At 49.8% G+C, this 13931-nt stretch carries 7 protein-coding genes; 1 reads left to right on the top strand and 6 read right to left on the bottom strand.

Going from position 1 to position 13931, the window contains the following annotated elements:
• Position 1 precedes the first annotated feature (1 nt).
• On the top strand, positions 2–571 hold the full coding sequence (locus FEN17_RS05285) for an HD domain-containing protein (RefSeq protein WP_138364233.1): 570 nt from the start codon (positions 2–4) through the stop codon (positions 569–571).
• Here the strand turns inward: FEN17_RS05285 and FEN17_RS05280 are convergent.
• The 6 genes from FEN17_RS05280 to FEN17_RS05255 all read right to left on the bottom strand — a co-directional run bounded on the left by FEN17_RS05280 (position 563) and on the right by FEN17_RS05255 (position 13835).
• Positions 563–3817, bottom strand: coding sequence for a cyclic nucleotide-binding domain-containing protein (locus FEN17_RS05280; RefSeq protein WP_138364232.1), 3255 nt, complete (start codon positions 3815–3817; stop codon positions 563–565). The genes FEN17_RS05285 and FEN17_RS05280 overlap by 9 nt on opposite strands.
• A 38-nt stretch (positions 3818–3855) precedes the next feature.
• Positions 3856–6129 carry a cation:proton antiporter gene (locus FEN17_RS05275; RefSeq protein WP_229208699.1) on the bottom strand — a complete coding sequence of 758 codons (2274 nt, stop codon included), beginning with the start codon at positions 6127–6129 and terminating at the stop codon, positions 3856–3858.
• A 114-nt stretch (positions 6130–6243) separates the two neighbouring features.
• Entirely contained in the window at positions 6244–7728 is a 1485-nt protein-coding gene (locus FEN17_RS05270) for a mandelate racemase/muconate lactonizing enzyme family protein (RefSeq protein ID WP_138364231.1), read from the bottom strand.
• A gap of 137 nt (positions 7729–7865) precedes the next feature.
• Entirely contained in the window at positions 7866–8798 is a 933-nt protein-coding gene (locus FEN17_RS05265) for an RraA family protein (protein WP_138364230.1), read from the bottom strand.
• Between the two features lie 29 nt (positions 8799–8827).
• Positions 8828–10360 carry a SusD/RagB family nutrient-binding outer membrane lipoprotein gene (locus FEN17_RS05260; RefSeq protein ID WP_138364229.1) on the bottom strand — a complete coding sequence of 511 codons (1533 nt, stop codon included), beginning with the start codon at positions 10358–10360 and terminating at the stop codon, positions 8828–8830.
• A 58-nt stretch (positions 10361–10418) separates the two neighbouring features.
• On the bottom strand, positions 10419–13835 hold the full coding sequence (locus FEN17_RS05255) for a SusC/RagA family TonB-linked outer membrane protein (protein ID WP_138364228.1): 3417 nt from the start codon (positions 13833–13835) through the stop codon (positions 10419–10421).
• Between the last annotated feature and the right edge of the window lie 96 nt (positions 13836–13931).

Below are 13931 nucleotides of genomic sequence, written 5' to 3'. Positions count from 1 at the left end.
CATGCAAGTTGAACAAGCTGAAAGATATATCCTGGAAGAGATGCGTAACCGGCTCGATCAGACGCTTTTCTACCACGGCGTGCACCACACACAGGACGTTGCCCGCACCGCGATGGAAATTGCCAGCATGGAAGATATCACCGACCAGGAATCGCTGGACTTGATCAAAACCGCAGCATTATACCACGATTCCGGTTTCATGAATACCTATGCCGGCCACGAGGAAGAAAGCTGCCGGATCGCAGAAGAAGTGCTGCCGGATTTTGATTATAACCCTGAACAAATTTCTTTGATCTGCGGGATGATCATGGCGACCAAGATCCCGCAAAACCCGCAAACACATTTTGAGCGCATCATCAGCGACGCCGACCTGGATTACCTCGGCAGGGAAGATTTTGAGCCGATCGCGGCAACACTCTTTGAAGAACTAAAAGCCAGGGATGTGGTGCACGAAGTTTCGAAATGGAATGAGATCCAGGTCAAATTTATCGACGAGCACACTTACTGGACGCAGTCTGAGCGGGACCGGCGGAATGCACTGAAAGAACAGCATCTGGCCGCCTTAAGATAGTGACCGCATTTTCTCGTTCTGCACCCTGATCCGCTGGCAAAGGATCCGCAGTACATTGCGCAGGATTTCATCACGCTCTTCCATCAGTTCAAAGAAATCTTCCTGATCGATCCGGAATACCAGCACGTCGGTTTCTGCGACGGTGGTGGCTGAACGCGGCTCGGTATCCAGCAGAGCCAGCTCCCCGAAAATTTCTCCTTTGTCAAAAAGCGCCAGCTGTTTTTTACCATCATAAATACCCACCTGGCCGGTGTAAATAATGTACATCGAATCGCCGAGATCGCCTTTAGCGAAAATTTCCTGGCCGTCGCTGTACGAAACTTCATTCATGATCGGCGCGATCGAGCTCAGTACATTCTCGGGTGTCTGGGCGAAAAGCTGCGTATTTTTCAAAACGATTACCCGCTCCATTTCGGAGATCTGCTGCGTAGTTTCGGCGTGCGTTTTCATAGGGATTTTCAGAGAGAATTTAATGTTGGGATCGAGGGCAAGCGCGGCATATTTCTCCTGTACGGCATCCCGTACAAGCCGGGACGGATGGCCCGAAAGACCTTCCAGCAGTACCAGGTTTTGATCGTCGGCAGTCAGGTTTTTGATTGCCAGCGCGATGGTCCAGGTCGTAAAAGATTTTTCTTTTTGGGTCAAAATATAAGAGGTGATCGAAACCGCCTGCTCCTGATTTTCGACGTATTGCCGCAGCGCCTCGCGCTTCCGTTGAATGGATATATCCTCAAACAATGCGTGCAGCGAAGGATACAGATTCCGGGGCAGCAGACTTTCAATCAGCTCCAAAGAATTGGCACGTTTTTCCTTTCCTGCGTGCCGGATTCCCTTCCAAGCGTTCTGCACCGCATCCTTATCGTACTGCATCATAAAAAGATAAAAAAGCCGCTGGGCAGTCAGGTTCAGCTCATAATCCAGCGTATTATTCCATACTTGATCAGCTTCGGTTTCATCCATGCCATTCAGCAGCTGCGCCGCGTGGGTCAGCTCACTGTTGACAAAATCAGAGATAACTTCTTTGTAATCAGCGACCAGGGAATAATTCGTCAAAACTTTCAATGCTGCCAGGTGGGTGAAAGTATCAATGTGATTGGTATTAATGATACTTTCTGATTTTATAGAAAGTTTATTTTGGTAAATATTTTTAATAAGTTCAAAAAGTATTTGAAGTATAAATTCGTGTTTGTGTTTTTCGGCTACCTTAATGATGGTATGGATGCGCTCTCCGGCAGGATCGCTATGCAACCATTCCTCTACAATGCGGATGCCAGAGTCGCCGGATTTGATCAAAGCGCTGACCGTCGAGCGTGACAAATTGCCGCCCAGCATCGGTTTCAGTTCGCGTAATAATTGCGCCGAGCCGACTTCCGCAGCTACTTCCAGCGCCTGGTTCCGGACTTTTTCGCTGCCATTTCGCAGACAGTTTTTAACCTGATTTTCGTAAGTGGCAATGCCCATCACCCGCACACAATCCAGCGCTACGAGCTGGGTGTTTTCGGAGGACGAAGAGAACAACATGTGCAATGTTCCGTGGATCAGCGGCAGCGCTTTTCCAGCTTCAAAACAACCCAGTATGGAGCCTTCCACAATGTCGAGATCATCGTGCGAAAGGAAGTGCGCGAGCTGCTCGTCGGAGAGGCGGGAGGTAGAGCAGACAATGCGGACAGCGAGGGTCTGGCAGGTCGTATCCGGCTCGGTTTCGATGTATTTGAGGAAGGTTTCGGAGAGCTCCGGTTTTTCAATTTGCGCCAGTGTTTGTAATGTTTTTAGTCGCACCGCCACGGATGGATTTTGCAGCAGCAAGTCCACGTTTTTCCTGAACAGTGAAACCTTATTCCGCGCCAGCCAGTCGATCGCATTCAGCACTTCTTCCTTGCGCTCGCTTTTCAGGTTTTCGGTAATGATCGGCAATGCTTCTGCCGGTGAGGCCATTTCGCCGCTGCGGATAAACCGCTTGCTGATCGCGCTTTTCAGCTCCTGCATATAATGCCCGTAAGCCTTGCGGAAAATGACCAGCGCGGCGATGGCAAAAAGCAGCGAGAGGTCAAATGTCAGGCTGATGTTGCTCAGGTTACGGGTATAGACGACCCAAAGCAGCACCCCGGCGATCAGCATACCCATCGGTTCAAAAAGTCCCTTCGCCAGCGTGTGACCTTTCAGTCGGGTTTTGGTAGAAAGTGGCTGGAACAAAACAAGGAAAACCGGGTCGAAAATGGTGCGCCTGACAAGCTCAAAAAGCAGGTAAGCAGCGCAGTAATACACCAGCAGCGACGGCTCGTCTTTTTTGAAATAAGAAGAAATAATCAGCCCGACCGACGTCACAATCGTCGTAAGCGGCAGCAGATATAACGTTACTTTCACGCCGAAACGCTCTACCGTTTTTCCTGAAAAAATCAGTTTAACAAATGTTGAAATGACGTAAGTGGCTGTCAGTAAAGTACCTACAAAGCCGATTACATCGTGCTGGCTGTGAAATTTGTATTTCACATTTACAAAAAAATGGTACTCGATCCACGTGGCCGTCGCCGCTATGGCAACCATGCCGAGACAAAGGGATGTAAGCAGCTTATTGCCGCCAAAATATTTCTGTATGATGCGCGAATCCGAAGCCTGGATCTGGCGCGGACGGGCGTGGTGCGGGTTTGGGATTTCGGTGTACCGGAATGTCAGGATCTGCGTATAAAAAGCCAGTGCGAAAAACGCCAGCGAAATGATCAGCAGGATCATCAAAACCGACGGAGAATGTATCAGAACCGCCAAAACGGCACCGAGTGCCTTGGCCGGCATATCGCCCGATCCGATGACGCTGAACAATCTTTTACTTTGTCTTACATCAAAAACCAGCGCCGAAAGTCCCCAGAATTCGAGGTTGATCAGCAGGTAAATAATGCGGTAACCCACCATAATCGCGATGGCCGTGGCGATGCCGTGTCCCAGCCAGAGCAGCCCCATCACCACCACGACCATAAAAAGCGAGGAAAGCATGGTACCGAGACTTAACCGCTTTAAAATCAGGTGATGTTCGTAGTATTCGTAGATCTTTCCGGCAGTCATTACCGCTACTGCGGCGGCGATATAGGCAATCGGGAGGGAGTATTCGGGGTGGTTTTCGAGCAGGAGAACATTGGCGGAAACATAAACCAGGGTGGTACCAACGTTGATGAAAAAGTTATGAAAAAAGAAAAGGATGGTTTGGGGGTTGATCGAACTTGTAAATCTATTATTCTTTAAAAAGGATATCATAGGTTGGAATGCTAGCGTAGCTTCTGTAAAATAAACACTCAGCCGCGTATTATCAATACCGAAGGCGAATTAGACAACCAGATGCTGTGTGACGCGACGGCCTTTTTCCAGCTTTCCAGACTGATGATCATAAGGTCCTGTTCCTGCAAAAACTCCCGGGTCAGGGCCTTTTCAAAATGCAGCGCAACCTTTTCCGGGGCCAGTTCCTGCATCGCAGCGAAGGTATCATGACCGTCGGCCTGGTGGATCACACTTTCGGTCGGGTCCATGATGTTCACATTGAGATTGCCGGCGACGAGCATTTTCTGGGCGTATTTCAGCAGGAATTCGTCTTGCGTTGAAAAAACCGGGATGAAAATGTTTTGCAGCTTGCCCAGGTTTTTTTCAATTAAAATACCGACCGGCACTTTGGAAGATTTGATAATGTGGGTCGTGCGCTCGTCGAAAACATCTGCGTGAAAAAGCTTTTCTTTGCCGGTTATGGTGTCGAACAACCTTTCGCGGCTGATGATTTTGGAAGTAAAACCTAAAATCTTACCCAGGAATGTGCCTTCAAAAACCGACCGCCCGATACCGATCATGAGCATATCGTACTCCCCGTTGCTGGCGGTTTCGATAATGTCGTGCTCAATGTTATGGGATGGTCTGAAAAGTGACTGGAAGGTGAGGTCAAGCTGGTGCGCTTCTTCTGAAATCGGCCGGAAGGTTTCGTACTGATATTCCTCGGTATTGACCTGGTTGAGATAGCTGCTGGGCGAAAGGTGCAGGGCTGTAATGTGCTGCTGATCCGTGAACTTCTGGATTAGATGATTCGCAATCCGTAGCATTTTGCGGCCACCCTGCGGACTTGCAAACGCAATGAGCATAGAGAAGCGGGACGGCTCTGCTTCGTTGATTTCGATCCCGTTTTTGCTGGGGAAAAATCTGTCGATTAGGTCCAGTGCCGGGCCTGTCATACAGGTAGTTGCCAGCGCCATAATCACCATCATCGCGAAAATCTGCGGGGATAGCACGCCAATGTCATAGCCAATGTTGAGCACGACGAGCTCCATCAGCCCCCGGGTATTCATCAGCGAGCCGATCACCAGACTGTCGCGCCACGATTGTTTTACAAAACGGGCTGCCAGCGCACTGCCGATGAATTTTCCGGTTACCGCTGCCAGAATGATCAATCCCGTGATTTTCCAGAGATAGGGATCATTCAAAAGGCCTATCTGCGTTCTTAATCCCGTAAAAACAAAGAAAAGCGGCAGCAGCAGCACCATCGAAACGTCTTCTACTTTTTCAATAAAAATATTCCGGAATTTCTGATTGGAAGGCATGATCACCCCGGCCATGAATGCGCCGAAAAGTGCATGGATACCAATCGCTTCGGTGACAAAAGCAGAGATCAATAAAATGACGAAGAACAACGCCACGACTGGTTTTGTCAATCCTTCCCGGTAAGAATAATGGTCGCCAACTTTCTTCAAAATCGGCCGCAGTACCTGCATCATGATGTACACGTACCCTGATGCCAGCATAATCGTATAAATCGAGCTCACAAACGAGCCGGCTTTCACAATGGCAATCACCGCAGCAAGCACGCACCAGGCGGTAATGTCGTCGGTGGCAGCGCAGGTAATAACCATCGTCCCGAGCTTAGTCCGCGATAGCCCACGCTCTTGAACAATCCGCGCCAGTACCGGAAATGCCGTTATACTCAACGCAATACCAATAAAAAGAGCGAAAGAAAGAAAGCTGATGCCTTCGGGCGCAAAATCCTGGTACATAAAAAGTGCGAGCCCGACACCCAGCGCAAAAGGCAGGATAATACTGGCATGACTGATCACGACGGCCTCCTGCGCCTTGGACTTGAGTGTTTTTAAATCCAGCTCCATGCCAATGATGAACATAAAAAGGATCAGGCCTATCTGACTGAGAAATTGCAGGTTACCCAGCGATTGCACGGGAAAAAGGAAGGTTGAAAATCCGGGATAAAGCGTGCCGATCAGCGAGGGGCCAAGGAATATCCCTGCGGCGATTTCCCCGATAACGGTGGGCTGGCCGATGGCTTTACAGATCATGCCAAACACGCGGGCGGCAATGATGATGGTGATGATCTGTAATAAAAGGATGGCCAGCGGGTGGGTAATGTTGTGCCCGAAAGTATCAGTAAACTGCTGCCAGGACGACGTGTGCGTTACCGGGTTGTGCAGTTGAATGTCAGGTTTTTCCAGGAATGTGCCTTGTCGGAGAAAGAAGAAAAGCAAGGCAGAAAAGGCACCAATTGTAACAGTATAGAAAAGTACGTTGCGTAGATTCTTCATCATTACTTATCAGAGTGAAGAATGCAAAGTACTTAATTAAAGTTGGCCTGGCAAGTTAAATAAGCGTAATGCAGGAACGTGCAGACCGTATTAATCTGCCCGTTCCAACGCATAAATTTAACTCCAAAGCCGGTCGTGCGAGCGTTTTTCGTTCCAGTCGGGCGTGGGGGCGAAGTAGCTTTTGTCCTTCGTGTTCAAATGCTTTTTCACTTCCTCGTCTACGAGCTCGATGCCGAGTCCCGGCGCTTCCAGGGGCACCGGCGCGTAACCTTTGTCGATCAGCTTGCGACCGTCAGTGGTTTTCACCAGACTTTCCCACCAGGGCACATCCACCGAATGGTGTTCCAGTGCAAGGAAGTTTTGCGTGGCGGCCGCGCAGTGAACATTGGCCATGAAGCTCACCGGCGTTCCGGCAAAGTGCATCGCCATCGCAATACCATGGTCTTCGGCAAAGTCACCGATGCGTTTGGTTTCCAGCAAACCACCTGACGAAGCCAGATCCGGGTGGATAATGTCTACCGCGCGTTTCATGATCAGGTCTTTGAAACCCTCTTTCAGGAAAATGTCCTCGCCGGTCAATGTCGGTGTTTCCAGCGCGTCGGAAATTGTTTTCCACTGGTCGGTATATTCCCAGGGCACCATATCTTCCAGCCACGCGAGGCGGTATTTATCGAGCGCTTTGCCTAGACGGATTCCGTTGTTTAAGTCAAAATGGCCGTAATGATCGGTAGAAAGCGGGATTTCATAACCTACTGCATTGCGGACGTCTTCCACCACTTTCGCCATTTCATCCAGCCCTTTCGGAGTGATCTGAATGGCGGTAAAAGGGTGTTTGGTGTTTGCGTAGGAATTGTAGTCCCCAGCCCACTGCGAGAATCCGCCGCCCCAGACTTTGTTGTTCACCACGCTGTTTTCCTTATTCCGCAGCATTCCGATGGAAACGTCCATTTTCAGCCAGGTATAACCTTGGTCCACTGTACGGAATTTGATTTTTTGTTTAAACTCACTGAGGTCTTCAAACTCAGGCGTATCGGCATACAATCTCACCTTGTCCCGGTACCGTCCGCCCAGCAGCTGCCAGCAAGGAACACCATAAGCCTTACCACAAAGGTCCCAAAGTGCCATCTCCACCCCGCAAACCCCGCCAGCCTGCCTACCGTGGTAGCCAAATTGTTTGATGGATTTAAAAAGCATTTCAACATTGCAGGGGTTTTGTCCCAGTAAGTGGCTTTTCAAAAACAAGGCATAACGCTCGTCAGCCCCGTCCCGCACTTCGCCCAGGCCATAAATGCCCTGATTCGTATCGATCCGGATAATCGGTGTGCGGCCCACATTCTGCACAATGCAATACCGTAAGTCCGTAATTTTCAGCTCCGAAGGTTTCGAAGCCCGGTTCACTTTGGAAGTAGCCTGTGCAATGGTATCCTCCTGCGACATCGCCATAAAACCCCCCAGCGCCATCCCGCCCACGGCCGTTTTCCGCAAGAAGTTCCTGCGGCTGTCTTTGGTCGAAGGCGCATTAATTTCGGCAAGGGCAGCTGCTTTTTCGGCTTGTTCGACCTTCTTGTTTTCTGAAATAATTTGGGTTAGAATGCTTTTCATATAAATTTCTTTTAAATAATGTTTTTTGTTGACTTTGTCACGCTGAGCGGAGTCGAAGCGCGTTTCTGGCTTGGCACTGTGCAAAAGGCGTTGTGCCGAGCCAGAAACGTGCTTCGACTCCGCTCAGCATGACATTATTAGTAATTTCTATCTTTCAAATAATCATCCAACTCCTTCTTCGTCATCGGCAGCTTGCCTGGATAATGATTTACCCAGTTCAGAAAATCCTTCTGGATCACGTCCGACCATTTGGTGTCGATTTCACCAGGCGTGTATTTTCCTTCGCGTAAGCGTAAATGACCGAATTCGTCACGCAAGGCAGTTACTTCCGAGGTAAGTACCAGGTCTTCTACCAAATGTGCCGGGATGAAAATGGTGCCGTACTTTTTTGCTAATACCACATCGCCGGGCATTACCGTCGCGCGGCCGATGCGGATGGGCGTGTTGATGTTGAAAAGCATCATTTGCTGAATGTAGGAAGGATCATTTCCTTTTGTCCACGCATTAAAACCCTTGATTTCGCTCAAACCTTCCACGTCGCGCACCGACCCGTAAAAGATTACACCGCGCTTGGATTTGGCGTAAATGGAGTTTCCGAGATTATCCCCGATCAATGTTCCGTCGGCAATTTTGCCATAGCCGTCGGCCACGTATACATCGCCTTCTTTCAGCACGTCGATCGGCCAGGAGTTGGTGCCGCCGGTTTGCACGCGGCCTTCCTTCTTACCGGTTTCTTTTACCAGATCAGCCAGATCGGGGCGGAGGGGCACATATTGGGCGGTGACTACCCGGCCGGTCATCACGCTGTCGGAGTGGATCAGCTGCCAGTCGCCTTCAAACTGGTTGTTATACCCCTTATTACGCAAAACACCCCAGGCTTCTTCCATGGAAATGTTTTTGAGCCGCGCCAGGATCGCGTCCGACACACGCGGGCGTCCATCTGCGGAACGTTCCCCTTTCCAGGCCGAGGTATAGGCTTTGATCTGGTCGGGCGTGGGGGAGATGGACTGTGCCTGGGCGGCGGCACCCAGCACTACCATCGCCCCGGCAAGCAAACTTTGTTTAAGCATAAAAGAAAAATTAAGGGTTAGTGAAATGCTTATTTATCCCAGAAAATGGGCGTTCCCAGTTCATCAGGGCCCATTCTGGCGATGGCTTCCTTGTAATTTGCTTCGTTCACGGAACGCTCACGAACCGGATAAACCAATCTCTTGATAAAGTCTTTCACCGAAGGATCTTTACCCGGGTAATTGTTGATCGGAAGTGTTGGAAAACCGCTCCTGCGGAAGTTCGCCCAGGCCTCAGAGCCATTCAAAAAAGATGAAACCCAGTATTGGTTGTTGATCTGCTCCAAAGCTTTGGCCGCAACAAACGGATTTGCAGCCAGATAAGCCGTCTGCGTAGCTTCCGGGATCGTGGCAGAAACATCGTAAGTAGCTAGCTGCGACATATGTGCCTTTACGCCAGCTTCATACAAAGCCTTCACATCGCCGGTTGCCCAACCACGCTGCACGGCTTCTGCCAGCAGGAGGGAAGTTTGGGAATAGGTGATGAAAAACTCCGGCGCATCGATCTTGCCGACAGTCCTGCGGTTGATCTGTGAATATTTGAATGCAGAACCGATTTTTCCGGGGAAGCCCGGGATCGCCGTGATGGTGGATTCATTGTAACCATAAGGCATCCCTTCCTGGTTAGCCGGGTTGGTGTCTTCTGCACCGACAGTCGCGAGCGGATTTCCCGGCGCTTCGTATTTGACAGCAATGTATTTCAGCCTTGGATCAGCCGTAGTTTTGAGGAAATCGATAAACGCTTTTCCCATATAAACATTCCCGCGCTCTGTTCCCTGAAAGTAGCCCGCGAGCGGGTGGTTGAATGTGCTGTTGAATGCGATGTAAGCATTATCTGCATTGGAGCTTTGTAAGCCTCCGTTAGCCGGATCCACCGCAATCGCCACGTATTGTTTCGCTTTTGCCTGATCGATTTTGGAATAGCGCATCGCCGCACGCAGGAGGAGGGAGTTACCCAGCTTTTTCCACTGTGCAATGTTGCCTTTGAAAAACAGGTCACCGGTTTCTATTGCTTTGGTTGCGTCCAGGCCTTTGGTACCTTCTACCAATTCTTTCAGAATGTCATCGTAGATCAGCTTCTGGTCATCGTATTTAGGCAGGTTAATTCCTTCCAGAAATGCCTTTCCAGCCTCGAAATAAGGTACGTCACCATAAGTATCGACCAAAACCATAAAGACGTAAGCTTTCCATACCCGCGACATATTGTACAGATTGGAGCGCGCAGGTACATCTTTCGTCTGCGCAATCACCGTCGTCAGCAGGTTCACCGGGCCATTTTGCAGGTACAGTGAGTTAAAGTTGGCATTCGAATTCGGATCAGAAACCACATTGTGGTTACCGCCTTCCACCACACCCGTAAATGGCGTGTTGATCTGCTGTACAATTTGCAGCTGGTAATTCTGTGTCGCGATCGCCGACGAAAATTCCGCATTGGAAAAAAGATAGATCGGATCAATGCTCGTAGCCTGGACCGGGTTTACGTTGACATCTTCAAAACCCTTATCGCAGGAAGTGGCCCCGGCGAGGATGGCGATGCTTGTAAAGTATATGAGTGCTTTTTTCATAAATCAATAATTGAATGATGGATGAGCCGTGGAACGGGGAATGAGTGAATAACTTCTCTTATAGCTTAACATTCAGATTGATCCCGTAGCTTCTGGTAGTCGGAAGGGTGTGGGTTTCGATGCCTTGCAGGTTGTCTGATGCAGATACCTGAGCTTCCGGATCCAGGTTGTCGATGTATTTTTTGATCAACCATACATTGTTGCACATCGCCGAAATTGTCAGGCCTTTGATAAAGGTTTTATCTTTAACAAAACGGGAAAGATCGTAACCAAGCGAGATGCTTCTCCATCTAACAAAGGCACCATTGTACACAAAGGGCGAGGCCATGTTAGTGCTCCGGTAAGAAGTGTAAAACTGCTCTGCTTCCACCCGGGTATCATTGGGCGAGCCGTCGGCTTTCACGCCGTCCAGCAGCACGCCGCCTTCACGTCCCACGAGCGATGGTTTCGACAAACCTTCCCGCAGGAAGTTCAGGTTAGAGTTGGAGAGGATTTTGTTGCCCGCCTTGAAATCGATCTGCGTGCCGATACGGATGCCTTTAATGTTAAATGTGTTCACCCACGCACCGACCCATTTCGGGATCGCGCTGCCGAAAGTGGTGAGGTTACCTTGCTGCGGCAAACCACCCGAAGTAATGATCCGGCCTTGTGCATCTCTTTTGTAGTCAAATCCCCGGAGCGACGCCAGCGGCTTGCCGACTTCATGAGAAACGATCCCGAAAAATTCACCGGTACCCACGTCAAATCGTGGCTGGCCAGCTGCCAGCTCGATGACCTTGCTAATGTTGTAGCTTCCGTTGAAACTGGTTTCCCAGGTAAATCCGTCGGTGCGTGCGGGCACGATCGTCAAGAGAAATTCAACACCCTGGTTACGCAGCTTACCCACATTCACTTTGGTCTGGCTGAAACCCGAAGCATTTGAAATGTCCACATTCAGGATTTCATCAACCGTATTTTTGCGGTACAAAGACATATCCAGGTTCAGGCGGCTGTCAAAGGTTTTAATTTCAAGACCTACCTCGGTTTCTTTCACTTTAAGCGGCCTCAAATTGGCATTCGGGCTGACCGTCGAAGGTAAATTTCCCAATGCTGTCCCGTTGAAAGGATTTGCATTGATACCGTAGTACAAGTTGTTTGAGTAAGGGTCCGTATCGCCACCCACTTCCGCATAAGCAGCGCGGAGTTTTCCGTAATTCAGCCAGTTTGGTGCATTTGCAAATGCCTGACTGAACACAAAGCTACCGCTCACCGAAGGATATAAGTAGCTGTTTGACTGTGGGTTCAATGTTGAGAACCAGTCATTTCTTCCTGTAACATTCACAAACAAAAAGCCTTTGTAAGAGAATTCAGCCGCGCCGTAAATTGAGTTAACTTTCTTTTTGCTATAACCGTAATTCGGCGTTTTCACCTGACCATTTGCAATGGTGTAAAGGTCGCGGACATAGAAGTTGGTTACGGCTGTGGACACATTGTCGCTCACCTGCAGCATCTGGTTGCCGCCCAGGGTAATGTCTATCCCGAAATCCCCGAACGTACGGTTGGCGCCGATAAGCACGTCCATATTGCGCTCGCGGAAAGTGGAAACATCCTGGTAGTAATAACCATTGAAGCCCGTGGTGACCGCGCTGATCGAGCGCGTACCTGTTGGCCGGTTGTAGTTATACGGACGGGTGTAATAGTCCTGCCCGATGCGTCCCTGCACAAAAAGCCAGCTCGTAAAATCATATCGTACAGAGGTATTTCCAAAAATCCGGTCGCGCTTTACATTCTCAAAACGATCGTACGCTACCCAGTAGGGGTTATTCCGGTTGGTAAAACGCGCCAGCGGCATCTCGTTTCCGTTGGCATCTTTGCGGTTTTTCAGCCAGTCGGCGTCGATGCTGGTTGCCATGGTATAAATCGTTGTATTCGCATTCATATCCTGGATACCAATCTGCGGCGGATTCTTGTTGTATTCGTTTGAATAGTTGGCATTCAGCTGCGCAGACAGTCTTTTTGAGAATTTATAATTCAAACCCAGGTTGAAGATCCGCTTGTGGTAATCGGAGTTGGGCATGATCGCATTTGCGTCGGTATTGGCAAACGACAGGCGAAAGTTTCCTTTTTCGTTCCCGCCCGAAAGCGCCACAGAATTGGTAAAGCTCGTTCCCGTGCGATAGAATTTTTTAATGCGGTCTTTGTGCGCAATGTAAGGCTGCGAACTTCCGTCAAACTGCGGGGTAGACTTGCCATCGAGTTTTTCACCAAATGCAAAAACACCCGAGCTTTGTGCCTCAGCCGTGTTGGTAGGCCGTTTTCCAAATTCTCCCTGACCATATTCATATTGAAAGTCGGTAAAATCAAGGGCCTGCTGCGCCTGGAAATTGGAGTTGAGTTCAACGCCGATACCAGTCGTTTTGCTGCCGCTTTTAGTCGTGATAATGATCGCTCCATCTTTTGCGCGAAAACCGTATAATGCAGCCGCTGCCGCACCTTTCAAAACCGTCATCGACTCAATGTCGTCCTGGTTGATACTCTGCAAACCATCACCCGCATCGGACGAACCGCCGGTAGGGTTGCCGGTACCATTTCCGTTCGAGCCACCGGCCGATACGCTGCTGTTGTTGATCGGGATACCGTTTACGATGATCAGCGGGGAGTTGTTACCGCCAAAAGACGACTGGCCGCGTATACGGATCTTCGTGGATCCGCCCGGTCCACTCGCGGGAGGCGTCACATTCAAACCCGCCACTTTTCCTTGCAAGCTGTTTCCCAGGTTGGTAGTACGGTTGGATTGCAGCTCTTCGGTATTGACCGTCGCAGTAGAATAACCCAATTTTTTCGCATCCCGCTTGATACCCAGCGCCGTCACGACGACCATTTCCAGGTTTCTTACATCCGGTTTCATGCTCAGGTCGTACGTCGATGCGCTTCCCAGTGCTACTTCCTCGGGTGTGTAACCCACGTAGGAAAAAACCAATACGCCGCCCGCATCCGGCACGGAAAGTTCGTAAGTGCCCTCTGTATTCGTTGCAGTACCGTTTTTTCCGCCTTTTACCACCACGCTCACGCCCGGTAGCGGCTGGCCTTTTTCGTCCGAAACCTTGCCGCTGATCGTGCGGTCAATGTTGGACGGGTTGTGTACCGGAAGCGGAATCAGACTGCCGGGCTCGGCAGTGCTTTTGGTGAGCACAACTTGTTTTCCTTCAATTTTATAGCTTATATTGATCGGCCTGAAAATCTCGTCCAGCACGTCGGCCAGCGGACGTTCCACTGCATTTACAGAGACCTTCTGCTGCGAGCGGATCAATGACGAATTGTAAGTGAACCTGATCTGCGTCAGCTTGTTAAGCTTGTTCAGCACCGTTTTGATCTCCTGGTTATTGACTTGCAGGGTGATCCGCTGGTTGAGGATATCCTGCGCGCCAACCGTACCGGCAGCGGATACACTCGCGAAGATAAAGGCTATTAATAATTGGTATAATGATATTCTCATGGTCCGATAGAGTAGCCTGGACAAGTGTCGGTGTTTTTTCATACTTTTGATTGTTTTGTTCAGTATTGGAAAAGATGGGACAAAATCCTCCTGCGC

The organism is Dyadobacter luticola, from assembly GCF_005860805.1.
In the GTDB taxonomy this organism is placed as follows: Bacteria; Bacteroidota; Bacteroidia; order Cytophagales; family Spirosomataceae; genus Dyadobacter; species Dyadobacter luticola.
Note: the sequence above shows the minus strand (reverse complement) of the source record. Positions and strands in the feature narration are given on the sequence as shown.